Here is a 22906-nt window from a genome sequence, read left to right as displayed (position 1 = left end):
CCGGCGCTTCGCGAGGGCCGGGCCGCTCCCCACCCTCCTCGTTGGGGCCGGCGCTGGGTGGGCCCTTCACGGGTGGCGGGAACCGGGCATGGGGCGGACGGGCGGTGGGGTGGGCTGGGTGTTCCTCGTGGGGCTGTGGCTGGCGTGCGGCCGGACGCTGCCGGAGGACGCGGCCCCCTCCAGGCTGGACTGGTGGAACGGGTCCTTCTGCGTGCCCATGACCTGCGAATCGCAGGGGCTGGACTGCGGCTACGCCATCGACGGGTGCGGCGGCACGTTGCACTGCGGCGAGTGCGCCGAGGGCCAGGCCTGCGGCGGGGGCGGCGTGCCCAACGTCTGCGGCCCCCCACCCTGCGTCCCCACGAGCTGCGCGGCGCGGGGTGCCACCTGCGGGCCGCTCTCGGATGGCTGCGGCGGGAGGCTCGACTGCGGCAGCTGCGCCACGCCGGAGGTCTGCGGCGGCGCTGGCGTGCCCAACGCCTGCGGGCCCCCGGCCTGCGTCCCCACGACGTGTGAGGCCTCGGGCAAGAACTGCGGCCGGGTCGCGGACGGCTGCGGCGGCGTCCTGGAGTGCGGCGCCTGTGGACCGGACGAGACGTGCGGCGGGGGCGGCACGGCCAACGTCTGCGGCCACGCCCCGTGCGCTCCCACCACCTGCGAGGCCCTGGGCAAGAACTGCGGCTCCGTGTCCGACGGCTGCGGCGGCGTCCTGGAGTGCGGCACGTGCGGCGACGGGCTCACCTGCGGCGGCGCTGGCGTGCCCAACGTCTGCGCGACCCCGCTGTGCCAGGCGGCCACCTGCGAGGCCCTGGGCAAGGACTGCGGCGAGGTGCTGGATGGCTGCGGCGACGTCCTGGAGTGCGGCGCCTGCGAGGCCGGCGCGACGTGCGGCGGCGCGGGGGAGGCCAACGTCTGCGGCGCCGGCACCTGCGTGCCCACCACCTGCGCGGCCCTGGGCGCGAACTGCGGCCGGGTGTCCGACGGCTGCGGCGCGGTGCTGGAGTGCGGCGGCTGTCTCGCGCCCCAGGCCTGCGGCGCGGGCGGCACGGCCAACGTCTGCGCCAGGACCGCGTGCACGCCGGCCACCTGCGAATCGCTGGGCAAGGACTGCGGGCAGGTCGCGGACGGCTGCGGCGGGAGGCTCGACTGCGGCGCGTGCGCGGAAGGACAGGCGTGCGGAGGGGGCGGCGTGGCCAACGTCTGCGCGGTCCCTGGATGCCGGCCGGCCACCTGCGGCCTCCTGGGCGCGACGTGCGGCACCGTGCCGGACGGCTGCGGCGGCACGCTGGAGTGTGGCACCTGCACCGCGCCGGACACCTGCGGCGGCACGGGCGTGCCCCACGTCTGCGCGCCCCCGGCGCCCACCTGCGTGGACAGGGACCTGGGCAGCGCGCTGCCGGTGTCACTGAGGGGCACCACCGTGGAGGCCCGGGACGACCACGCCGCCTCCTGCGGCGGCGCGGGCGCTCCGGACCGGGGCTACCTGTGGACGGCGCCGAGGGCGGGCACCTTCACCTTCGACACGGCCCGCTCGGCGATCCGGTCCGTCATCGCCGTGTACGCGGACGGCTGCGGCGGCCAGGAGCTGGCGTGCGCCACGGGCGGCATCAGCTACGGCGGCGGGGCCCGGGTGGCGGTGACGCTGGCGCAGGGCCAGCGGGTCCTGGTGACGGTGGACGCCGTGGCCGGCGCGTCCTTCACGCAAGGCGCCTTCGAGCTGCACATCGACGAGCTGCGCACCACCGAGGCCGGCGCCTGCTTCGACGGCATGGACAACGACGGGGACCGCTGGGTGGACTGCGCGGACACCGAGTGCCGCGACGAGCCCCGCTGCAAGGGCCAGGGCTGCGCCCACCACGACCTGGGCAGCGCCCTGCCCCTCACCTTCCAGGGGGAGACGGCCCTCTCCGGCGACGGCTTCCAGGGCACCTGCGGCGCGCTCCTCCAGCAGGACCGCGCCCACCTGTGGACGGCGCCGAAGGCCGGCACCTTCGTCTTCGACACCTCGCCCGGCGGCGACCCGGACGCCGGCGGCCATGCCCTGTACCTCCTCACCGGCTGCCGCGGCACGGAGCTGGGCTGCGCCGCACACCCACATCCCACGACACAGGACGCGCCAGCGCTGAAGGTGACTTTGGCCCAGGGGCAGTCGGTGCTGGTGGTGGTGGACGGCATGGCCCGGCCGGACCGGGACACCCCCATCCGCTACACCCTCCACATCACGGAGTGGGTCCCCTCCGAGGTGGGCCACTGCCACGACGGCGCGGACAACGACGGGGATGGCCGGGCCGACGACGCGGACCCGGACTGCCGCGAGCGCTGACGCGCCGTGCCACAGCCTGGGTCCTCCACTCACCTTCTCAGCGCGTGTGAGGTGCTGCGCAACTGATCGCGGGCTGCTGCGATAATCCCCGCAAGTCGCTCGCAGTCCTTCTCTTTTTCCTCGAACTCCGACGAGGGAGCCCCACATGAGCCTCATCGACCGCGCCCGCAGTGCCGTCAACAAGACCCTCCGCCAGGTGCAGCAGGACCCCATCAAGGCGGCGAAGGACATCGGGACGCAGGCGAAGAAGGGCTACGACACCTTCAACAAGGTGAAGACGGCCGTGAAGGACGGCTTCGACAACGTCAAGAGCCTGAAGACGGACGGCTTCAAGGCGACGTTGAAGGGCAACGTCGACAAGATGGTCTCCAAGGCCACGGACCCGAAGACCAAGCTCGACCTCAAGGGCAAGCTGGGCATCGCGGGCAAGGCCTTCGGCACCATCACCAGCGCCGCGAAGCTGGTGGGCCAGGCGGGCACGGCCATCAAGGACGTGCGCAACGCCGTGCGCTCCGGCAGCAGCGAGGACTGGAACAAGGCGCTGGGCTCCGTCGCCACCGCCGGCAAGGGCGCGGTCAGCACCGTCAAGGGCGGCCTGGAGATTGCCCGCGACGTGAACAAGTTCGGCAGCGCGTACAAGGCCGCCAGCAGCGCCTTCAAGGCCGCGGTCCCGGGCGCCGGCCCCAAGCTGGCCCGCGCCGCCGCCGGTGCCGCCGCCAAGGCCGCCTTCGAGGGTGGCGCTTCCTCCGCCATCAAGAACGGCGTGCGCACCGCGCTGAAGACCGCCGTCAGCGAGAGCGGCGTGGCCCTGAAGGCCGCCACGGGCACCGCGACCCGCGCCGCCGCCCGCGCCGCGCTGTCCGAGGGTGGCAAGGCCGCCGCCAAGGCCGGTGCGTCCGCCGCCGCCCGCGCCGCCGGGGGCACCCTGGCCAAGGCCGCCGGCCGCTTCGCCCCGGGCGCGAACATCGCCATCGCCGCCTTCGACACGGCGAACGCGGTCTCCACCCTGCGCGACCCGAACGCCAGCACCACCAAGAAGGTCACGGGCGTCATCACCGCCGTGGGCTCCATCGCCGCCGCCACCAACATCCCGGTGGTCAGCCAGGTGGGCGCCGCCGTCTCCGCGGTCTCCAGCTTCGTGGGCGGCCTGTTCGGGTAGAAGCCCCCAGCAGTGACGCAGGGCCCCGGGCGGCGAACGCCCGGGGATGTCCCCAGGGGGGCCTTTTCTGGTAGGCACGTGACCGTGTGAGACGCGCTCGTTTCAATCCCCTCTGGGACCACGGTCGCTACCTGCCAGGAGGCCCTCCGGTGGCCACGAAGAAGAACCCTCCCGAGAAGTCGCCGGCCCCCGCCGCCAAGGCGCCCGGCACCGCTTCCTCCCCGGCGAAGCCGGCGAAGTCCGCCGCCGCCACCGCGAAGCCGGCGAAGTCCGCCGCCGCGGGCCCCAAGCCCCCGGAAGCGCCCGCCCAGGCCCCCGTGCAGCAGCTGGTGCAGCGGCTCCCCGTGGCGCCCGGCCTGGGTCACCAGGCGGACCTGCCGCAGGTGAAGGCCCCCTCGCTGGAGAACCTGAACATCCGCGTGCCCCAGGGCGAGGACCTCACCGAGGAGGACCTCCTGGAGCGCTTCCACGAGCTGGCCCGCGCGAAGGCGGAGGTCCGGCCGCGCGCGGAGGGTGAGGCGCTGGCCATGGGCGACGACGTGTGCCTGGACATCCTGGGCTACGCCAACGGCCGCCTCATCCCGCTGAGCTCGCGCGTGGGCTTCTGGATGGAGCTGGCCCCCCAGGTGATGCTGCCCGGCTTCGCGGAGGTCATCGCCGAGGCCAGCGTGGGCGACAGCGTGGAGGTGGGGCTGGTCCTGCCGGACGACTATCCGGCGGAGCAGCTGCGCGGCATGCCGGCGCGCTTCCTGGTGGACGTGCGCGCCGCGCGCGAGGTGCGCATCCCCGACACGGAGTCGGACGCGTTCCTGAAGCTGCTGGGCCGCGGCGCCACGCACGAGGAGGTCATGAGCTCCATCGTGGATGAGATGGAGGGCGAGATGGCCGACATGCTCTGGGTGGACGCGCGCAACCGGGTCCTGGACGAAATCGTCGCCCGCTCGGACGTCACCGTGCCCAAGCCGCTGGTGGACGAGGAGATCCGCCGCCGCTGGCAGCAGGCGGAGGGCGAGGTCCTGGCGCAGAAGTTCTTCAGCCTGGAGGAGCAGCAGGAGGCGCTGGACGGCTGGCTGCACCACCCGGGCATCCGCGACGACGTGGAGCGCCGCCTCAAGATTGCCCTGGTGCTGCGCGCCATCGCGCAGCGGGACAAGCTCCAGCTCACGCCGCAGGCCGCGCTGGAGCTGCTCAAGGAGTCCTCGGAGCCCTTCGGCATCACCGAGGCCCAGCTGCGCGAGTCCATGCTGGACCCGACCGCCTCCGCGCAGATGATGGACGTCGCGTGGCACCTGCTCGCCGTGGAGCACGTGATGACGCAGGCGAAGGTCACCTTCGAGGGCGCCGAGGCAGGCCTCGCCTGAGGGCTGGGCGCCTCCCGGCGGCTACCCCGCCGGGTTCCTGGGCGCGGGCGGCTGCTGCCCGGGCGCGAGGAAGTCCCCCGTCGCGGGGTCTATCTGCCACGCCGAGTACTGGTGCGTGAGGACGTCGCGCACCTGCCCCTGCTCGTAGCAGACGGAGTACACGACGAAGACCTCGTTCACGAAGTTGGGCCGGCCGTAGCGGTAGCAGTCCTGGTCGCCCTGCTTCTGGAGCGTGAGCGGCTGGCCCAGCAGGCCGCCGACCTCCTGCGTCGTCATCCCCGCGCGCAGCACCTTGATGCCGTGCGGGGTGACGACGGAGAAGGACGTTCCGTTTGCACGCCAAAGAGCGAAGAAGCCCAGGGCCAGCACCACGGGCACCGCCGCGGCCACGAACCAGGTGAAGGTGAAGCGGTGGGACTTCTTCCGGGACCCTTCACGGAAGGCCGTGAACAGGGCGTCCGGAGAGGTGTCCGCCGGGGCACCGCTCTCGGCGGCGGGAAGTGGGGGATTGGGAACGCTCACCCTTCTTGAATGCCGCCAGTGCCGGACGGATTCAAGCGGTGGACTGCCGGAGAGTCCACAGCCCGCCCGGTTCGACGTCCACTGCCTGGGTCGTCCGGGGTGGGATACGCCCGGATGTCCGGTTCCGGTCCAGGCGTGCGAGTTCACAATCGGCGTGTTGCGGGACTGCTAGACGGGCACCACCAGAGGCTCATCTCGAGGAGTCACACAACATGGCGAAGCGCGCCGCTGCGAAGGGCACCCAGCAGAAGGTCGTGGACCGGGACGTGGTGCCCCCGGGCACGGAGGTGCCGGACAGCGACCTGTTCTTCAACCGGGAGCTGTCGTGGCTGGCCTTCAACGACCGGGTGCTGCAGCTGGCCGAGTCGCCCGAGGTGCCGCTGATGGAGCGGCTGAAGTTCATCTCCATCTACGCGCGCAACCTGGATGAGTTCTTCATGATCCGCGTGGCGCGGCTGCACGAGCAGATCGCCGCGCGCGTGGGCCGCCTGGTGCCGGACGGCGCGTCCCCGGGCGACACGCTGGACAAGCTGCACACGGGCATCCTGGACCAGGGCCGCCGCCACGCGGACTGCTTCGAGAAGGTCCTGCGCCCCGCGCTCGCGGAGAAGGGGCTGCGCATCCTGTCCATGAAGGAACTGGACGCGGATCAACGCGCGCAGGTGGATCAGCGCTTCCGCGAGCAGATCTTCCCCGTGCTCACGCCGCTGGCCATCGGGTTGGGGCGGCACTTCCCGTACATCTCCAACCTGTCCCTGAGCCTCGCGGTGCTGCTGCGGGACCCGGTGGCGGAGGAGGAGAGCGTGGCGCGGGTGAAGGTGCCCAAGGAGATATTGCCCCGCTTCGTGCCGCTCAAGGGGGGCACGCTCTTCGTGCCGCTGGAGGAGATCATCGCGCAGCACCTGGGGGACCTGTTCCCCGGGATGGAGGTCCTCAACTGGAGCTTGTTCCGCGTGACGCGGGACGCGGACTACACCGTGTCCGAGGACGCGGAGGACCTGCTCAAGGCGGTGGAGACGGAGCTCAGCCAGCGCCGCTTCGGGGACGTCATCCGGCTGGAGATCCAGGCGGGGATGAACGCGAAGCTGCTGGAGCCGCTGGTGGAGGCGCTGTCGCTGGAGCCCCGGCAGATCTACGAGGAGCACGGCCTGTTGGACCTGGCGGACGTGATGTCGCTGGCGATGACGCCGGGCTTCACGGAGCTGCGCGACCCGCCGTGGACGCCGGTGACGCAGGCGCGGCTGCGCACGGACAACGAGTCCGCGGACGGCGGCGGCACGGTGATGTCCGCGATGCGCCGGGGCGACCTGCTGGTGCACCACCCCTACGAGTCCTTCGCCAGCTCGGTGGAGCGCTTCGTCAGCGAGGCGGTGGAGGACCCGGACGTGCTGGCGCTGAAGCAGACGGTGTACCGCACGTCGGACAGTTCTCCGCTGGTGCCCGCGCTCATCCGCGCCACGGAGCATGGCAAGCAGGCGGTGTGCATGGTGGAGCTGAAGGCGCGCTTCGACGAGCGCACCAACATCCGCTGGGCGAACGCGCTGGAAGAGGCGGGCGTGCACGTCGTGTATGGGATTCCCAGCCTGAAGACGCACGCGAAGGCCATCCTCATCGTGCGGCGCGAGGGTGACCGGGTGCGGCACTACGTGCACATCGGCACGGGCAACTACAACCCGAAGACGGCGCGGCTCTACACGGACCTGGGGTTGTTCACCACGGATCCGGACATTGGCGCGGACGTGGCGGACGTCTTCAACTTCCTCACCGGCTTTGGCCGGCCGCGCTCGTTCCGCAAGCTGCTGGTGGCGCCGCTGACCATGCGGGAGGGGCTGCTGGAGGAGATCAAGAAGACGCAGGCGGCGCACACGCCAGAGGCGCCCGCGCGCATCCTGATGAAGATGAACGCGCTGGTGGATCCGGGCATCATCCGCGCGCTCTACGACGCATCCCGCGCGGGCGTTCGCGTGGACCTCAACGTGCGAGGCATCTGCTGCCTGCGGCCGGGGGTGCCCGGCGTGTCGGAGCACATCCGGGTGGTGTCCAACCTGGGCCGCTTCCTGGAGCACCCGCGCATCTACGCCTTCGAGCGGGGCGCCACGTCGCGCTGCTACATCGGGTCCGCGGACCTGATGCCGCGCAACCTGGACCACCGCGTGGAGATATTGGCGCCCGTGGAGGACCCGGCCCTGGCCGCGCAGGTGAAGGACGTGGTGGAGCGCTGCATGGTGGACACCAGCGGCGCGTGGGAGCTGGGCGCGGACGGCACGTGGCGGCGGCGCACCGCCGCCACGCCCAACGACAAGCGCTCCGCCCAGGGGGAGCTCATGGAGCGGGCCATCCGCATGATGCAGGTGCAGAGCGGACGGCCCGTGGGCTGAAGCCCCCGGGCCCGGTCAACGGCTCAAATCTCGTGGTTCACGAGGTTGAACACCGCCACGCGGTGCGACTCGGGGAACAGCACGATGAACAGGTGGTTCCAGTCGTGCGCGCCCGGGGCCACCAGGTCGCTGGAGTAGAAGTAGCGGATCTGCACCTGCTCCGTGCCGTTGCCCAGCTCCGTGAGCAGGTGCGGGTCCAGCGCGTCGAAGTAGAAGAGCGTGTCGGACAGCGTGCTGAACGGCACCGTGCCCCGGTCCGTCCAACGGATGCGGCTCTGCTCGCGCGGGTCCTGCATCATCGCGAACACCGACTCCACCGCGTCCGACAGCGTCGGCGTCTGCGGGGACGACCACGGGAAGGCGTACACGTCCAGCGTGCCGTCGCACCAGTTGTAGTACGCGTCACACTGCTCGTTGCCCGCCTCCATGTCCGCCTCCAGCAGCGGCGTCGGGCCCTCCCACTCCAGCTCGATCTGGCTCAGCTTCGACTCCACCGTGCGCACGGACTGGGTGGACTCGGGCGCCGGCGTGGGCTCCCGGGCCGGCTCGGACGGCGCGTTATTGCACGCACCCAGGAACAGCGCGGAGGCCAGCACGGACCACTTCAGGGTGTTTCGCGACATGTCGGCAACCTCGGGGGATGAAGCGAGGGAGCCCGCCTCTGCCACAGCCCGCTCCCCTCCCTCAAGCGACAACATGTTCCACGTGCGCGCGCCACCACACCGTGACCTCCGGGCTGCTGGAAATCTTCAGCCCCGCTCCCCCAGGACGCTGCGCGCGGCGTCCTCGCGGCGGTGGGCCTCCACCTCCGGGACCTCCTCCCAGCGAATCCACCCGGCGCGCGCCGCGTGCCGCGCGGCGGCCACCGTGTCGTCCACCGCGACCAGCTCGCTGCCCGCGTCCCGCACGTCCCGGGCAATGGCCTCCAGCTCCTGGCCGCGCTTGGAGCGCCCCGTCACGTTGCGGATGTAGACGCAGCGGATGCGGCCCGGGTACTCGCGCACGATGGTGCGGTAGTGCTCCGCGTCCTCCTGGCCACTGTCGCCAATCAGCACGAAGGGCAGGTGCGACAGCGTCTCCAGCACGCCGCGGATCTTGTCCAGCTTGTGCCCATGTCCCCCGCCCGGCGCGAAGCCGTGCCGTGAGAGGCCCCAGTCGCGAAGCAGCAGCGGACCAATGGGGATGCGGTGGATGGAGAGGAACTCGTCCAGGTGCTCGTAGAGGTTCCACGGGCTGCTGGACACGTAGAAGATGGGGTTGTCCGCCTGGCCGCTCGCGCCCGCCTGGAGCGCCGCGTAGAACGCGTCCACGCCCGGGAAGGGCAGCCGCCCCCGGTGCTCCGTGAGGAACAGCGCCCACGCGCGCTTGAGCGGATCCGTCACCCCCGTGGCGATGACCGTGTCGTCGATGTCGCTGATGACGCCCAGCTCCGCGCTCTTGCCCGCCACCCGCACCGGCGCGGACACGCGCGGCACCCCTTCGGCCTCCGGCGACAGGAGCTCCAGCTCCACCATGTGCCAGCCGGAGCGCACGCCCTCGGGCGGAGGCACCCACAGCTCCAGGAAGCCCTCCTCGTCCGTCACGCCCTCCCAGCGCTTGTCCCCCCAGCGCACCGCCACGTGCGCGCTGGCGATTTCACGCGTCATGTAGCGCTTGTAGGAGGCCACGGCGCTGCTCCACAGCGTGTGGCGCTGGCGCTGGGGCGTCACCTTGCGCTCCTCCAGCACGCGCGCCTTGATGACCACGCGCTCCGGGGTGCCGTAGCCCCGGTACGGCAGGATGCGCAGCGGCGGGGCGATGCCCAGCCCCTTGCGCACGCGGCGGCTCAACACGTCGTACTGGGCATCCGCCTTGACGGCGAAACGGAACAGCAGCGGGTACAGGTCGGGCATGGCGGGTGCGGGCGAGTCTACCGTTCCCTCCGTCAATCGTGGCGGCCCAACGTCCGGTCCAGGTTGTACGCGGCGCTGATGAGCGACAGGTGCGTGAGCGCCTGCGGGAAGTTGCCCAGGGCCTCGCCGGACAGGCCCGTCTGCTCCGCGTAGAGCCCCAGGTGGTTCGCGTAGCCCTGCATCCGCTCGAAGATGAGCCGCGCCTCGTCCAGCAGGTCCGGCCGCACGGTGCTCGCGCGCGTCATCGCCTCCACCAGCCAGAAGCTGCACAGGTTGAAGGTGCCTTCGCTGCCCTCGATGCCATCCAGCTTCTGGTCCGCCTGGTAGCGGAACACCAGGCCGTCCGAGGTCAGGCCTCCATTCCGGGGCGGCTTGCGGATGACGTCCAGCGTGGAGAGCATCCGCGGATCCACCGGCGACAGGAAGAACACCAGCGGCATCAGGAGGTTCGCCGCGTCCAGCGCGTCATTCCCGTAGGCCTGGATGAAGGCGCCCTTCTCCTGGCACCAGCCCCTGTCCATGATCTCCTCGAAGATGGCGTCGCGCGTCTTCAGCCACTTCGCCCGGTCCGCCGGCAGGCTGCGCTTGTCCGCGAGCCGGATGGCCCGGTCCACCGCCACCCAGCACATCAGCTTCGAATAGACGAAGTGCCGTCGCGAGCCGCGGATCTCCCAGATGCCCTCGTCCTCCATCTGCCAGTGGTCGCACACCCAATCCACCAGCCGCCGCAGGTGCCGCCAGAAGTCATAGGAGATGGGCGCCGCGTACTTGTTGGACAGGTACACGGAGTCCATCAGCTCGCCGTAGATGTCCAACTGCAGCTGGTGCGCCGCCGCGTTGCCGATGCGCACCGGCCGCGCGCCGCCATAGCCGCGCAGGTGCTTCAGCTGCTCCTCCGGCGGCACGGGGCTGCCATCCAGGCGGAACATCAGGGGCAGCGGCCCGTCCCCGTGGTCAGCGCAGCGCTTCTCCACCCAGCGCATGAAGGCGGCGGCCTCCTCGTTGAAGCCGATGCGGATGAACGCATAGACGGTGAAGGCCGCGTCGCGCAGCCAGCAGTAGCGGTAGTCCCAGTTGCGCGTGCCGCCCGCGGACTCCGGCAGGCTGCACGTGGGCGCCGCGATGATGGCCCCGGACGGCTCGAAGGTCATCAGCTTCAGCGCCAGCGCCGAGCGCTGCACCATCTCCCGCCACCGCCCCGTGTACTTGCACTTGGACAGCCAGTGGCGCCAGTAGTCCACCGTGTCGCGGAAGAGCTTCTCCGCGGAGTCGTGCGTGTGCAGGTGGTGGTGGCAGCCCTCCTTGCCCCCCTCGCGCAGGGTGAAGACCGCGGACTGGCTCTCCCGCAGCGTGAAGTGCGCGACGACGCCGCCCTTGTCCCGCTGGAGCGGCACGTTCGTCACCAGCTGCATGCTCAGGTTCTTGGACAGGAAGGCCGCGCCGCCCTCCACGATGTGCGTCTCGTGCTCGTCCCGGGCGTAGTTGAACGCCGGGAAGCACTCCATGCGGAAGGCCATCTCCCCGCGCACCACGCGGATGCGCCGCAACACCTCGCGCCCCTCCGCCTTCGCGCCCCTGCCCAGGGGCATCAGGTCGATGAGCTCTCCCACGCCGTTCGGCGTGTAGAAGCGCGTCACCAGCACGTTGGTGTCCGGCCAGTAGAACTGCCGCTTCTGGACGTGGTTCGGCACCGGGGACACGCGCCAGTACCCGCCCTTGTCGGGGTCCAGCAGCGCCGCGAAGAGGCTGGGGCTGTCGAAGTACGGAAAGCACAACCAGTCGATGGTGCCCTCGTAGCCCACCAGCGCCACCGTCCGCAGGTCTCCGATGATGCCGTGGTCCTCAATGGCCACGCCGCCCTTCAGGTCCGAGTGATGCAGGTTCACCGGGCATGCTCCTGGAATGAAATGACGTGCTTGATGCCGCCCTTCGCCTCCACGGCGTGCTTGAACTCCGACGGCGGGTGGCGCTGGGTGATGAGCGCCTCCACCCTCCCCGGCCACTTCGCGCGGAAGCGGGCCAGGTCCTCCAGCGCCTCACGGAAGTCGCTGTCCGCCGCGTTCACCGTGCCGAAAACCACCCGGTTGCCGAGCACGAGCTGCCCCAGCACCTGGTCTCCCCGCAGCTCGAGCGGCTCCTCGCGCCCGGGCACGCCGGTGAAGATGAGCACGCCGTTCTCCTCCAGCACCTGGAGCGAATCGAAGGCCACCTTCGCCGCCCCCGTCGCCTCGTAGATGACGCCCACGCCGCCCAGCTTCTGCTTCAGGGCCTCCACCGGCACCTCCTTCGAGGAGACGTACGGCGCGCCCACCGCCTCGGCCGCGGCGGCCTTCTCGTTGGGCTTGGGGCTGCGCGAGTACACCGTCACGTCGAAGCCCGCGCGCAGCAGCGCCATGGCGCCCAGCTGCGCCACCGGCCCCGCGCCCAGCACCAGCGCCTTGCCCGGGCTCACCTTCCACGGCAGGCGGGACTGGATGTGCGCCACCTGGCGCAGGCCCTTCTCCGCGATGGTGAGCGGCTCCGTGAGCACGGCCACGCCGCGCAGGCCGTCCTCCGCCTTGTGCAGGTAGGCCGCGTCCTCCACGAAGTGCTCCGAGCAGAAGCCGTGCACGCCCTGGATGCCGCGCTCCGTGTAGTCCCCCGTCACGCAGAAGTCCGGGTGCCCGTGACGGCACGCGGGGCAGCCCGCGTGCGGACAGGGCCTTCGCACCCGGGGCACCACCAGGTCCCCGGGCTTCAGCCCCTGCACGTGCGCGCCCACCTCCATCACCTCGCCCAGGCACTCGTGGCCCAGGATGAGGTGGTCCTCGCCCCTGGGCGGTGCGCCGTGGTGGCCCTCCAGGATGTCCTGGTCGGTGCCGCAGACGCCAATCTCCAGGGTGCGGACCTTGACCTGGGTGGGCACGTGCAGCCGCGGTTCGGGAACGTCGAGGACGCGCACCTCGCGCGAGGGGAACATGGCGGCCACGGCCTTCATGGGCTCAAGACTCCTTCCGGGCGAAGTGCTGCACGTCCCAGGACAAGGGGTGAGGACGTGGGACCCCTGCCGCAAGTGCCCGGCCGCCACCTCGTGCTTCGCCAGCCGGTCCGCCAGAGGGAAACGCCGCCGAAGCGCCCGGGCCGCCCGCCTGCCTGGAGGGCGGCACCCGCGGGCATGTGAAAGCACTGCCTCCCGGGGGCGCGCGGGTCTATAGAACCCGACCGTGCGTGCGCCCCCCGCCTCCCGACCCAGCCGCGCCACCGCCATCGGTGCCGCGGCCTTCCTGATGCTCGCCCTGCCCTTCCTGGTGCTGGGGGTGTTCTTCCTCGGTCAGAACGCGCGCATGGACCTGCGCTGCGAGCCCCAGGGCCCCTGTGTCCTCAGCCGCTCCAGCTGGCTGGGCGAGGAGGAGGTGGGCCGCTACGCGCCCCAGGACATCCTGGGCGTGGAGGTGGCCCGCAGCCGCAGCACCCGCAGGGGCGCCGCGCCCATCTTCCGGGCCCAGCTGCGGACGGCCTCGGGCGCCCAGCCGCTCGCCTTCCAGTGGACGGAGGACGAGGCGCGGGCCCAGGCCTTCGCGGACACCGTGCGGCGCTACCTGGCGGGTCCCCGCACGGACGCGCTCGCGGTGTTCCAGGACGACCGCCGGGCGGCGCTGGGCGTGGGCGGCGCCTTCACCGGCGTGGGCCTGGGCGCGCTCATCGCGGGCCTGTGGCTGTGCTCCCGCACGCTGGCGCACCGCGAGGCGGAGCGGGCCGCCACCCCCTGAAGCCCGGAAGACAGCCCCCGTTCGTTGGCGAGGCGAAAGAAGCAGCCGGCCCGCCGCCCGGGGCTTCACGGGCTGTCCTACAGTGAAAGGCGCTTGCCCGCTTCCAGGCCCCGCCTGTGCGACCGCGGGGTAGGTGAATAGGTTGTGGCGAATGTTTCGACGCCTCATCAAGCGGATGCGGGGCCTGCGTCAGGCGGCGCCCCACCTGCTGCGGCCCGCGAACGTGGACGCGGACCGGGCGAAGATCTCCATTGCCCAGCTGGATCACCACTACGCCAACAAGGTCGTGGCGCTGAAGGACGTGAACCTCAACGTCCGCTCGGGTGAGTTCGTCTGCCTGCTGGGCCCGTCCGGCTGCGGCAAGTCCACGCTGCTCTACGCGCTCGCGGGCCACGTGGCGCCCACCGGCGGCCGCGTGGCCATCGACGGCAAGCCCATCCACGGGCCCGGTCCGGACCGGCTGCTCATGTTCCAGGAGGCCGCGCTGTTTCCGTGGCTCACCGTGCGCGGCAACATCACCTTCGCGCTGGCCGCCCGGGGCGTGCCGCGCGCCGAGCGCCAGGCGCGGGCCAACGCCTTCATCCAGCGCGTGCGCCTGGAGGGCTTCGAGGACACGCTCCCCCACCAGCTCTCCGGCGGCATGAAGATGCGCGCCAGCCTCGCCCGGGCGCTCGCGGTGGACCCCACCGTGCTGCTCATGGATGAGCCCTTCGGCGCGCTGGACGCCCAGACGCGCGTGCACATGCAGGAGATGCTGCAGTCCATCTGGATGCGCTCCGGCAAGACGGTGGTGTTCGTCACCCACGACGTGCAGGAGGCGCTGATGCTGGGCACCCGCGTGGTGCTGATGGCGCCCCGGCCGGGCCGCGTGGTGGAGGACCTGGAGATCCACCTGCCCATGCCGCGCTCGCTGGAGGATCCATCCCTGGACGCCATGGCGCGCGACATCCGCCACCGCCTGCGCGCCGCGGAAGGGGCTGCCCAGGGCCCCCCGTCCGGGGAGCCCGCGCACCGCCGCACGCGCACGCCCCCCAGCCTGCCGCACGCCAGCGTCGTGACCGGCCGTTAGAAGGGACATCACCATGCTGAAGTGGGCGCAGAAGCTGGGGATGATCGCGCTGCTCTTCATCCTCTGGGAGGTGCTGTCGCGCTCGGGCGTGTGGAACAAGCACCTGTTCCCCGGGCCGGTGGAGGTGGTCCACACGCTCATCGCCATGGTCCGCGACGGACAGCTGGGGGGCGCCACGCTGCGCTCCCTGGGCCGGCTGACGCACGCCTACCTCATGTCCGTGGGCATCGGCGTCCCGCTGGGGCTGTGCATCGCGCGGCTGTCCTTCTTCCGCAACGCGGTGAAGCCGGTGGTGATGGGCCTGCAGGCCCTGCCCTCCATCTGCTGGCTGCCGCTGGCGCTGCTGTGGTTCGGCCTCAACGACCGCGCCATCCTCTTCGTGGTGGTGATGGGCAGCGTGCTGGGCATCGCCATCGCCACCGAGGACGCGGTCAACGGCCTGGACCCGCAGCTGGCCCGCGTGGCCCGCACCCTGGGCGTGCGCGGCCCGCGCTTCTACTTCGGCGTGCTCCTGCCCGGCGCGCTGCCCGGCATCGTCACCGGCCTCAAGCTGGGGTGGAGCTTCGCGTGGCGCGCGCTGCTCGCGGGCGAGCTGCTCTTCGTCTCCGGCGGCCTGGGCCAGCTGCTCACCATGGGCCGTGAGCTGATGGACGTGTCACAGGTGATGGCGGTGATGCTGGCCATCATCCTCATCGGCATCACGGTGGACCGCGTCCTCTTCCAGACGGTGGAGACGCGCCTGCGGCGCCGGTGGGGCCTGACGGCGTCCGTGTGAGCCTGGCAACGCTTGCGCCCTCGTGGGCATTGAAAACGGGCGGGGAATCACCATTAGCGTGACGCACATGTCTTCCGCGCGTCCTTGGTCCCTGCTCCTGGGTTTCTGCTGCGTCCTCCTGACGACGGTCACGTCCTGCAAGAAGGACACGGCCTCCGGCGCCAACGCGCCCCTGCGCGTGGCCTTCTTCCCCAACATCACGCACGCCCAGGCGCTGGTGGCGAACGCCGAGGGGCTCTTCGGCTCGCAGCCCGGCATGGGCCACGTGGAGGTGCGGCAGTTCAACGCGGGCCCCGCGGCCATGGAGGCGCTGGTGGCCGGCTCCGTGGACGTGGCCTACGTGGGCCCGGGCCCCGCCATCAACACCTACCTCAAGGCCGGCAAGGAGCTGCGCATCATCGCGGGCGCGGTGAACGGCGGCGCGGTGCTGGTGGTGAAGAACGCGAAGACGCCCCAGGAGCTCAAGGGCAAGAAGCTGGCCACGCCGCAGCTGGGCAACACGCAGGACATCGCCCTGCGCCACTGGCTGAAGGCCCAGAACCTGAGCATCGCCACCGACGCGGGCGGCGACGTGCAGGTGATTCCCATCAGCAACCCGGACATCCTCGCCCAGTACCTCCAGGGCGCCATCGAGGGCGCGTGGGTGCCCGAGCCCTGGGGCGCGCGCATGCTCGCCGAAGGGGGTGGCCACATCCTGGTGGACGAGCGCGACCTCTGGCCGGACAAGCGCTTCCCCACCACGGTGGTGGTGACGACGAAGAAGGTGCTGGAGACGCAGCGGTCGCGCATCGCGGCGCTCCTGCGCATCCACGTGGGGCTCACCGAGCGCTGGCGCGCGGATCCGCCCGCCTTCGCCACGTCCGTCAACGCCGCCTTCGGGCAGCTCACGCGCAAGCCCCTGCCGGCGCCCGTGCTCCAGGACGCGTTCTCCCGCCTGGAGCCGAGCCTGGACCCGGTGCCCGCCGCGCTGAAGACCTCGGCCGAGCACGCGAAGTCGCTGGGGTTCATCCCCAGCGATGACATCACGGGGCTCGTGGACCTGAGCGTCCTGGACGAGGTGCGCGGCGGAGCGAAGCCGAACTAGTCCTGCCTCTCCCCCTGGAGGGACAGGGCCACGTTGGCCGTGTCTTCCACCTGGAAGAGGGCCTGGACGTTCTGCCCCTTCTCCGGCTGCTTGAGGATGGTCAGGGCGGTCATGTCCAGCGGCACCACCGCCCCGGTGACATCATGCACGTACAGCATCATCCCGGACCGCTTCACCACCGGTCCGTTGACCTCTCGGACCCGATACGGGTCCAGGGTAATCTGCCGCACGGACTGGCCGGGGGAGATGAAGACCGGCGACGTACTGGGCACCGTGCTCACGACGTTCGAGGGACTGTGGCTCGCGAACTCGGTGTACTGCGACTGGTCGAGGGGGCCGCTGGCGCCCTTGCCCATCTCGGGTTCGCGCGCCAGGGTGGGGCCCGCGCACAACAAGAGGCCGAGCGTCGGCGCGGCCCACACCATGGTTCGCCAATGTCTGGTGAATCCGTGCATCATGGTGACACCTCCGTGTCACGGGGGCGCTGCCCCCGGGTCAGCTTCAACGTAGGGTGGCAGCACTGAATGTTCAGCGGCGGAACACGGACCGTGCGCGCGGTAGCATCCCCACAGTAGGGTGGGTGGAGCGCACGCGAGCCAAGGACCGCTCGCATACGAATACGAGGCACCTTTTGGCTGGACGTACCGACGAGCAGCACCGCATCGCCCTCTTCATCGACTTCGAGAACCTGGTCACCAACACCGGCATCAGCGCCAGCAACTTCGACTTGCAGCCCGCGCTGGACCAGTTGCTGGAGCAGGGCAAGGTCGTGTTCCGCCGCGCCTACTGTGACTGGTCTCGCTTCGCGGACGCGAAGCAGCGGCTGCACGACGTGGGCGTGGAGCTGGTGGACGTGCCCCCCTCCACCCGCGCCGGCAAGAACAGCGCGGACATGCGCCTGGTCATCGACGCGCTGGAGCTGTGCTACGCGCGCGAGCAGATCGACACCTTCGTCATCGGCTCCGGCGACAGCGACTTCTGCCCCCTGGCGTACAAGCTGCGTGAGAACGGCCGCACCGTCATTGGCCTGGCGGTGAAGGAGGCCAGCTCCCGCATGTTCGTGAACGCCTGCGACCAGTTCATCTACATGCGCCCCAAGGGCCGGGGCGAGTCCTCCCACAAGGACAAGGACCACGGCCGGGGCGCCCGCTCAGACGAGGGCAAGGGCGGCAAGCGCGGCGCCAAGGGCCACGAAGGCAAGGGGCACGAGACCAGGGCCCCCGGCAAGGAGGGCGCCGAGCCGAAGGGCGGCAAGCCCAAGGCGGAGGTGCCCGCCATCGCGCGCGAGGTGGTGCAGAGCCTGCTGCGCCGCGCGACGGGCCCGCTCAACCCGTCGCTCGTCAAGGAGACCATCGTCCGCAAGGAGCCCGACTTCGACGAGCGCGACCACGGCTTCTCCACCTTCGCGCGGCTGCTGGAGGCCCTGGAGCAGGAGGGGCTCCTGCGCCGCATCCAGCAGGGGCGCCAGGGCTACATCGTGGGCCCGGACTCGGACTTCGGCGCTCCGGCGCGCGAGGGCAAGGGCGCCAAGGGGCGCAACGCCAAGGCGCCCGCCCCGGTGGAGGAGGAAGAGGAAGAGGAGCTGGAGTCCTATCCGGACCCCGAGGACGAGGGGCTGTAGCCGCCCCTCGCCTGGGCTCGGCGAGCCGCCACTACGCCGCGCGCGGCGTGGTGGACTCGCAGAGGTGCTCCAGGAACTCCGGCAGCAGGCGGGCGGACATCACCCACAGCTTGCCGTCGCCCAGGTCCGCCAGGGACACGCGCTCCGCGTACTCCACGCAGGTGGCCTCCACGTAGTGGACGAACACCTTGCGGTCGCGCGCGCGGTACCACTCCGCCGCGTGGCCCAGCAGCGCCACGAACGCGTCCTGCACCTCCGGGCGCGCGTCGTCCTCCAGCGGCACCAGGCGCACGCCGTCCAGCACGTTGAAGAGGTTGAGGCCCGGCTGCGCGGACTCGAACACCGCGAAGGCCACGGCGCGGCCCTCGTGGCGGGCCACCACCAGCTCGCGCTCGCGGGACAGGCCCGCGTCACCCCAGCCGGTGCGCGTGGTCTCCAGGTCGAAGCGCTCCGGCACCAGGTCCAGCGCCTCCCGGTAGGCCTCCGGGCGGGTGTGGACGACGCGGGCGAAGAAGCTCGCGCGCTCCTCCTGGGTGGGCGTGCCCACCGCGATGTTCGCGGGCTTCGTCCAGGCGCTGTCCACCTCCCCCTCCATCAGGCGGAAGGGCACGAGGCACGTCTGGCCGGTGTGCGCGTACCAGGTGGCGAAGTCGAACTTCGTGTAGCGCACCCAGCGCACGTTGGCCTCGCAGTAGGCGAAGAACCACTTCACCTCGGGGTCCGCCTGGGTGGGCTCGTAGCCGCGCAGGTAGATGTCGCGCAGGGCCTCGCGCGCGGTGGAGCGGCTGCCCGGGGGCTGGTGCCGCGCCAGCTGGTGCGCCATCCAGCTGCCCGCGTAGGGCTTGAGCACGGACAGCGTGGCCTCCATGCCGTCCTCCGCGGGGCGCACCACGCGGTAGCCCAACAGCGGCGCCTCCTGGAGCTTGTCCTGCGTGCGGGAGAACTGGTCGCGCAGGCTGGTGAACTTCTCCGGCTCCTTGCCCGGGAGGCGGAAGTAGCCGGAGCGCTCGAAGAGCTTCCACGTCGCGTCGTTCCAGTCGCCCTCCACCTTCGTGGTGGGGTGGGCCTGGGTCTCCACCAGCGTGCGCCACGCGCGGGCCCCGTCCGCGTCCAGCGGCCGGACGCTCACGCCGCAGCGGCGGCCATGGGGCGTGCTGGAGATGTTGCGCACCTCCGCGCGCAGGCGCACCGGCGCGTGGCCCTCCAGCGAGACCTCCATCACCGGCAGGCGCAGGCCCGGGTACATCAGGTCCTCGCCGGGCTCGGTGAGGAAGGACAGGCCTTCGTAGGAGACATCCAGCAGGCCGCGGCGCACGTGCACCTGGGGCCAGAGCGGATGGTCGAACTCCAGCGTGCAGGACGCGCTGGCCTGCGTGCGGCGCAGCCAGCGGTGGCGGAAGCGCACGAGCGACGTGGGCGCCGGCATCAGCAACACGCCGCCCTCCACGCGCGCCGCGTCCGCGTCGAAGTGCACCACGCTGGAGTAGCCGAACGCCTCCAGGGTGAGGGGCCCCGGAGGAAGCGCGCCGTGCAGCTGCCAGCCGAACGCGTCCTGGAGCGGCTCGAAGAAGGCGCAGGTGACCTCCACCACGGCCTGGCCGTCGCGCGAGCGCAGGACTCCGCGGGCCTGGCGGGCGGCGAGCGCTTCACAGATGCGCGCCACGCGGTCCGCGCGGTCAATCTGCTCGCGCCACACGGGCCGCGTCTCCGGCGTGAGGAGCAGGCCGTTGTCGCGCAGCGACTCCAGGAGCCCCACGATGCGGCGGCCCGCGTCCAGCGGCGGCGCGACGAAGCGCAGGCTCACCTCCGGGCGTATGGCATTGACGCCAATCACCTCCGCGTCCAGCGCGGTGGCCCACCGCTCGCCTTCCCCCACCACCACGGACGCGGCCTGGCCCTTGCGGGGCACCGTGCGCGACTCCAGGTGCAGCGTCAGATGCTCCAGCGACAGCTGCACCAGACGCCCGGGGGAGAAGTCCGCGCCGAACGAGGCCGCCGCGCTGAGCGCCGTTCCCACCCGGTAGCCGAGGAGGGATTCACGGCCAGCGAGCACGTCGTGAGTGTCGGTGTGCATGGGGGGCTCCCTGAAGTGCTACGGGGCATGAATCTACGACGTCCGAAGAAACCGTGTTGTCCCTAAGTTACAGGCGACCCCGGGAACCCGGATTCCCGCACAGTGCAGATCATTCATCCCTTCTGCACTGGGACCTTCGGGCGGCGGCCCCGGCCACGCGTTGGACTGTCATGCATTGGTTTCTCACGGGCTGGGGATTTCCCGTCACGGACAGGAGCATGGCCTTCGGAGACAGGTGCAGGTGTGTCCCTCCCTCGGGTCGTGTGCAACCCGGAAAAGCAGGGCGATTCCGACACATGGAACACGAGGAACATGTCGCATGTCGTCTGGTGAGACATGACTTGCCTCGGAGGACAGAGGTCCGGGCGCACACCCGCCGGGGATGACTCGCGCCCCCGCGAGGCGTTATCCCGCAGGCCATGTCCTCCGACCTGTCCCGCCTCTGCCTCCACTGCGGCATGTGCTGTGACGGCACCCTCTTCACGCAGGTGCCGCTGCGGCCCGCCGAGGCGGACGCCCTGCGCCAGCGCGGCCTGTCGCTGGAGGTGAAGGAGGGCGGCGCGGTGGTGTTGCCCCAGCGCTGCGCCGCGTTGGAGGGTCTGTGCTGCACGGTGTACGCGGAGCGCCCGGAGGCCTGCCGGCGCTACCGCTGCCAACTCTTCAACGCGCTGGAGGAGGGGGAGGTGTCGCTGGAGGAGGCGAAGGGCGTGGTGGACGCCGCGCACGCGAAGGTGGACGCGGTGGTGGGCAATGTGGGTTCCGCTGAGGGTGGAAGGGGCTCCGCGATGCGTCAGGCGCGGGTGGCCGCGGCCTCGCTGGAGCTGCCCGCCGAGGCGCGCGAGTCCCTGGCGCACGCGGAGGTGTATCTCGACCGGCACTTCCGCGGTCGCTTCCGCCGCTCGGGGTGAAGGCGTGTACCCGGGGGCCTGGGTGGGGGCCTGGGTGACGCGGTGTCGCTCACAGCGGGCGTGGAGTCCACGGACGGGCTGCCGCTGGCGGGGTGAGTCACTCCGCCGCAGGCGAAGCACGCATGAGGAGGATGTTGCGAGCTCCGCACACGTCGCAGACGAGAAACCTCTCGAACCGTGTCGGGTCTTTTGAAGAGGCCTCATCGTGAACGGTGAGGAAGCCATCTGCCTTTTCCGGGCAGCGGACCCGCGCCTCCGGGTTCTCCGCGAGGAGCTTCCCTGCCTGGATCCAGGCCCTGCTCGTTTCAGAGATCATCGGGATTGCCGCCTCCGTTCAGCTTCTCCGCGTAGGCCTCCAGGTCCGCGTGCAACGGTTCCGCCGCCTTGACGGTCCCACTCCAGAGAGCATGGCCCGCGACGACGGACTTCGCATCATTGATGGACAGGCCATAGAGCGGAGTGAATCAATGACAGCGTCGTAGCTCTCATTGTTCATGATCAAGACCTCCGAAGGTTTGACCATTCCAGGTGGATTGAATCACCCAGGCGCAGCACCAGTCGGGCATCACTTCCTGCGGATGAGAAGTGGCAGGTCATCACCTTGCCCGAGACCGCCATGGAGATTGCGCCCTCATGGACAACGGTGATCAGCGGAGAGTCCATGACCTGGAGTGTCGTTTGTACCGACCGTTCGAAGAGATTGAACGAGAACCGCAGTCTGACGCCTCGGCGGTCCGTGACCTCGTAACACCAGTCGCCATCCTCGAGGGATCGTTCGACTGGGTCCGAGCTGAAGAACTCGAGAAGCTCCAGTTCGTCAGGAATCGAGAATATGTCGTTGCCCATCAAGCCCCCTTCGTCAGGATCCATTCCCAATGAGTTCCGCGGCAATCACTTTCAGACTGGGGAAGTCGAGCCCCGCCAGGGTGATACCGCCTGCCACCGCAGCGATGGACTCTGGAAGGCTCGTGATTCGGATGGGATTCGCTGGAGCAGCCACCAGTCGGTAGGGACCTCCATGTAGATCCGCGTCGAACGCGAACACGCCCCGCGCCGCCATCAACTGTCAGGTGTGATGGAACGGCGAGAGTGCCTGTGTTTCCGAGGAGCCATCCGTAAGCCCTGGCAACGCAAGGATTGCTTCAATCGCGTCGTAGTGAGCGTCCGTGTCCCGCAGGAACGCCTCGGGGGCATGGCCTCCACCCGCCGTACTGAAGAACCCGACATGGCCCGCGCCATCGCACGCGAGCCAGTCGTATTCGTATCCCTGGATTTCTCCTGCTGACTTCACTCCTCCACGCCGCCCTTCTGGGCACCGGTGGCGAGGTCGACCTCGAACGTCTGCATCGCTTCCTCCCGCATGTCCCAGTACTCACCGATGATGGAACGCTCCGTCACCTGGATGATCTTCATGCCATCCCATGACAGCCGCTTCGTCCGCCACCGCAGGCCTTCCGCGCCGTAGGCCACCAGCTCCGTGAAGTCCGCGAACACCACGATGCCCGCCGATGGCACGGCGCGGACATCCGTCACGGGCAGCGCCTGGACCGCCTCCCAGGCGCTGGGGTCCCGGACCGGGACGAGGTAGCCCGCGCCTCGTGACACGACGCAGAGCCTCTGCGGATCCGGCATGGCGAGGACGCGGCTGATTCCCGCACCCTTCACGTTTCCAAACGCGAACATCCCCAGCCAGGACGCACCGCCTGCGGGAGTGACGTGCGCCAGCAGGCCGTCCTGTCCCCCGGCGGTGTTGCCGGGGAAGAAATGCCGTGGGGACGTCTGGGTGCCGGGGCCTTCATCCAGCACCTCCCACAGGTAGTCGCCATGAAAGTCAGGGGTTGTTTTTTCACTCATGGCTTTACACTGGTTTGGTTCACACACGAGGCAGCCATATCGCTGGGTATCTTCAGCCGGATTCAAGGCAGGGCTTCATCCGGACCTGGCGACCATTACTATGTTTTTGAGACGCTCCAGGTCTTTGGACTTCCACC

At 70.5% G+C, this 22906-nt stretch carries 19 protein-coding genes; 10 read left to right on the top strand and 9 right to left on the bottom strand.

Going from position 1 to position 22906, the window contains the following annotated elements:
• Nucleotides 1-88: 88 nt before the first annotated feature.
• The 3 genes from KYK13_RS00265 to KYK13_RS00255 all read left to right on the top strand — a co-directional run bounded on the left by KYK13_RS00265 (nucleotide 89) and on the right by KYK13_RS00255 (nucleotide 4843).
• Nucleotides 89-2323, top strand: a complete 2235-nt coding sequence (locus tag KYK13_RS00265; protein ID WP_223640720.1) for a tryptophan synthase alpha chain — start codon at nucleotides 89-91, stop codon at nucleotides 2321-2323.
• A 145-nt stretch (nucleotides 2324-2468) separates the two neighbouring features.
• Nucleotides 2469-3482: a hypothetical protein gene (locus KYK13_RS00260; protein ID WP_223640718.1), complete on the top strand. Its 1014-nt coding sequence runs from the start codon at nucleotides 2469-2471 to the stop codon at nucleotides 3480-3482.
• 149 nt (nucleotides 3483-3631) lie between these two features.
• Entirely contained in the window at nucleotides 3632-4843 is a 1212-nt protein-coding gene (locus KYK13_RS00255) for a peptidylprolyl isomerase (protein ID WP_223640716.1), read from the top strand.
• 21 nt (nucleotides 4844-4864) lie between these two features.
• Here the strand turns inward: KYK13_RS00255 and KYK13_RS00250 are convergent, their stop codons facing one another.
• Nucleotides 4865-5365: a hypothetical protein gene (locus tag KYK13_RS00250; RefSeq protein ID WP_223640714.1), complete on the bottom strand. Its 501-nt coding sequence runs from the start codon at nucleotides 5363-5365 to the stop codon at nucleotides 4865-4867.
• A gap of 212 nt (nucleotides 5366-5577) precedes the next feature.
• Here KYK13_RS00250 and ppk1 point away from each other — a divergent pair, with 212 nt between their 5' ends.
• On the top strand, nucleotides 5578-7743 hold the full coding sequence (ppk1, locus tag KYK13_RS00245) for a polyphosphate kinase 1 (RefSeq protein WP_223640712.1): 2166 nt from the start codon (nucleotides 5578-5580) through the stop codon (nucleotides 7741-7743).
• A 23-nt stretch (nucleotides 7744-7766) separates the two neighbouring features.
• Here ppk1 and KYK13_RS00240 read toward each other — a convergent pair whose 3' ends face one another.
• The 4 genes from KYK13_RS00240 to KYK13_RS00225 form a co-directional block, all read right to left on the bottom strand.
• Nucleotides 7767-8366 (bottom strand): hypothetical protein, encoded by a 600-nt coding sequence (locus KYK13_RS00240; RefSeq protein ID WP_223640710.1) that lies wholly within the window; start codon nucleotides 8364-8366, stop codon nucleotides 7767-7769.
• A gap of 126 nt (nucleotides 8367-8492) precedes the next feature.
• Nucleotides 8493-9635, bottom strand: a complete 1143-nt coding sequence (locus tag KYK13_RS00235; protein WP_223640708.1) for an App1 family protein — start codon at nucleotides 9633-9635, stop codon at nucleotides 8493-8495.
• 32 nt (nucleotides 9636-9667) lie between these two features.
• The gene (locus KYK13_RS00230; RefSeq protein WP_223640707.1) at nucleotides 9668-11521 is read right to left on the bottom strand and encodes a glycoside hydrolase family 15 protein; all 1854 of its coding nucleotides are present in this window, start codon (nucleotides 11519-11521) and stop codon (nucleotides 9668-9670) included.
• A complete protein-coding gene (locus tag KYK13_RS00225) occupies nucleotides 11518-12612 on the bottom strand; it encodes a glucose 1-dehydrogenase (protein ID WP_223640705.1) in 1095 nt (364 codons plus the stop codon). Before KYK13_RS00225 ends, KYK13_RS00230 begins: the two co-directional genes overlap by 4 nt.
• 226 nt (nucleotides 12613-12838) lie before the next feature.
• On the opposite strand from KYK13_RS00225, the gene KYK13_RS00220 reads away from it, so the two are divergent.
• The 4 genes from KYK13_RS00220 to KYK13_RS00205 all read left to right on the top strand — a co-directional run bounded on the left by KYK13_RS00220 (nucleotide 12839) and on the right by KYK13_RS00205 (nucleotide 16312).
• Entirely contained in the window at nucleotides 12839-13384 is a 546-nt protein-coding gene (locus KYK13_RS00220) for a hypothetical protein (RefSeq protein WP_223640703.1), read from the top strand.
• Between the two features lie 151 nt (nucleotides 13385-13535).
• Nucleotides 13536-14453 (top strand): ABC transporter ATP-binding protein, encoded by a 918-nt coding sequence (locus KYK13_RS00215; protein WP_223640701.1) that lies wholly within the window; start codon nucleotides 13536-13538, stop codon nucleotides 14451-14453.
• Nucleotides 14454-14466: 13 nt separating this feature from the next.
• The gene (locus tag KYK13_RS00210) at nucleotides 14467-15228 is read left to right on the top strand and encodes an ABC transporter permease (RefSeq protein ID WP_223640699.1); all 762 of its coding nucleotides are present in this window, start codon (nucleotides 14467-14469) and stop codon (nucleotides 15226-15228) included.
• 67 nt (nucleotides 15229-15295) lie between these two features.
• Nucleotides 15296-16312 (top strand): ABC transporter substrate-binding protein, encoded by a 1017-nt coding sequence (locus tag KYK13_RS00205; RefSeq protein ID WP_223640697.1) that lies wholly within the window; start codon nucleotides 15296-15298, stop codon nucleotides 16310-16312.
• On the opposite strand, the gene KYK13_RS00200 is transcribed toward KYK13_RS00205, so the two are convergent.
• On the bottom strand, nucleotides 16309-16770 hold the full coding sequence (locus KYK13_RS00200; RefSeq protein ID WP_223640695.1) for a hypothetical protein: 462 nt from the start codon (nucleotides 16768-16770) through the stop codon (nucleotides 16309-16311). The two genes, KYK13_RS00205 and KYK13_RS00200, sit on opposite strands and share 4 nt — an antisense overlap.
• 173 nt (nucleotides 16771-16943) lie before the next feature.
• Here KYK13_RS00200 and KYK13_RS00195 point away from each other — a divergent pair, with 173 nt between their 5' ends.
• Nucleotides 16944-17933, top strand: coding sequence for an NYN domain-containing protein (locus tag KYK13_RS00195; RefSeq protein WP_223640693.1), 990 nt, complete (start codon nucleotides 16944-16946; stop codon nucleotides 17931-17933).
• A gap of 31 nt (nucleotides 17934-17964) precedes the next feature.
• Here the strand turns inward: KYK13_RS00195 and KYK13_RS00190 are convergent, their stop codons facing one another.
• Complete coding sequence (locus KYK13_RS00190) at nucleotides 17965-20007, bottom strand: PilZ domain-containing protein (protein ID WP_223640691.1); 2043 nt, start codon at nucleotides 20005-20007, stop codon at nucleotides 17965-17967.
• Nucleotides 20008-20426: 419 nt separating this feature from the next.
• Here KYK13_RS00190 and KYK13_RS00185 point away from each other — a divergent pair, with 419 nt between their 5' ends.
• The gene (locus tag KYK13_RS00185; protein WP_223640688.1) at nucleotides 20427-20915 is read left to right on the top strand and encodes a YkgJ family cysteine cluster protein; all 489 of its coding nucleotides are present in this window, start codon (nucleotides 20427-20429) and stop codon (nucleotides 20913-20915) included.
• A 498-nt stretch (nucleotides 20916-21413) separates the two neighbouring features.
• Here KYK13_RS00185 and KYK13_RS00180 read toward each other — a convergent pair whose 3' ends face one another.
• On the bottom strand, nucleotides 21414-21785 hold the full coding sequence (locus KYK13_RS00180; RefSeq protein ID WP_223640685.1) for a hypothetical protein: 372 nt from the start codon (nucleotides 21783-21785) through the stop codon (nucleotides 21414-21416).
• 417 nt (nucleotides 21786-22202) lie between these two features.
• Nucleotides 22203-22769, bottom strand: coding sequence for a hypothetical protein (locus KYK13_RS00175; protein WP_223640683.1), 567 nt, complete (start codon nucleotides 22767-22769; stop codon nucleotides 22203-22205).
• Between the last annotated feature and the right edge of the window lie 137 nt (nucleotides 22770-22906).

The sequence above is a fragment of the Corallococcus sp. EGB genome (assembly GCF_019968905.1).
In the GTDB taxonomy this organism is placed as follows: domain Bacteria; phylum Myxococcota; class Myxococcia; order Myxococcales; family Myxococcaceae; genus Corallococcus.
Note: the sequence above shows the minus strand (reverse complement) of the source record. Positions and strands in the feature narration are given on the sequence as shown.

Bases quoted from the DNA above. Each gene is read 5' to 3' on its own strand.
- KYK13_RS00260 (WP_223640718.1), top strand. From the start codon at position 2,469: ATGAGCCTCATCGACCGCGCCCGCAGTGCCGTCAACAAGACCCTCCGC.
- KYK13_RS00265 (WP_223640720.1), top strand. From the start codon at position 89: ATGGGGCGGACGGGCGGTGGGGTGGGCTGGGTGTTCCTCGTGGGGCTG.
- KYK13_RS00185 (WP_223640688.1), top strand. From the start codon at position 20,427: ATGTCCTCCGACCTGTCCCGCCTCTGCCTCCACTGCGGCATGTGCTGT.
- KYK13_RS00205 (WP_223640697.1), top strand. From the start codon at position 15,296: ATGTCTTCCGCGCGTCCTTGGTCCCTGCTCCTGGGTTTCTGCTGCGTC.
- ppk1 (WP_223640712.1), top strand. From the start codon at position 5,578: ATGGCGAAGCGCGCCGCTGCGAAGGGCACCCAGCAGAAGGTCGTGGAC.
- KYK13_RS00235 (WP_223640708.1), bottom strand. From the start codon at position 9,635: ATGCCCGACCTGTACCCGCTGCTGTTCCGTTTCGCCGTCAAGGCGGAT.
- KYK13_RS00225 (WP_223640705.1), bottom strand. From the start codon at position 12,612: ATGAAGGCCGTGGCCGCCATGTTCCCCTCGCGCGAGGTGCGCGTCCTC.
- KYK13_RS00180 (WP_223640685.1), bottom strand. From the start codon at position 21,785: ATGGATCCTGACGAAGGGGGCTTGATGGGCAACGACATATTCTCGATT.
- KYK13_RS00200 (WP_223640695.1), bottom strand. From the start codon at position 16,770: ATGATGCACGGATTCACCAGACATTGGCGAACCATGGTGTGGGCCGCG.
- KYK13_RS00175 (WP_223640683.1), bottom strand. From the start codon at position 22,769: ATGAGTGAAAAAACAACCCCTGACTTTCATGGCGACTACCTGTGGGAG.
- KYK13_RS00215 (WP_223640701.1), top strand. From the start codon at position 13,536: ATGTTTCGACGCCTCATCAAGCGGATGCGGGGCCTGCGTCAGGCGGCG.
- KYK13_RS00210 (WP_223640699.1), top strand. From the start codon at position 14,467: ATGCTGAAGTGGGCGCAGAAGCTGGGGATGATCGCGCTGCTCTTCATC.
- KYK13_RS00240 (WP_223640710.1), bottom strand. From the start codon at position 8,366: ATGTCGCGAAACACCCTGAAGTGGTCCGTGCTGGCCTCCGCGCTGTTC.
- KYK13_RS00190 (WP_223640691.1), bottom strand. From the start codon at position 20,007: ATGCACACCGACACTCACGACGTGCTCGCTGGCCGTGAATCCCTCCTC.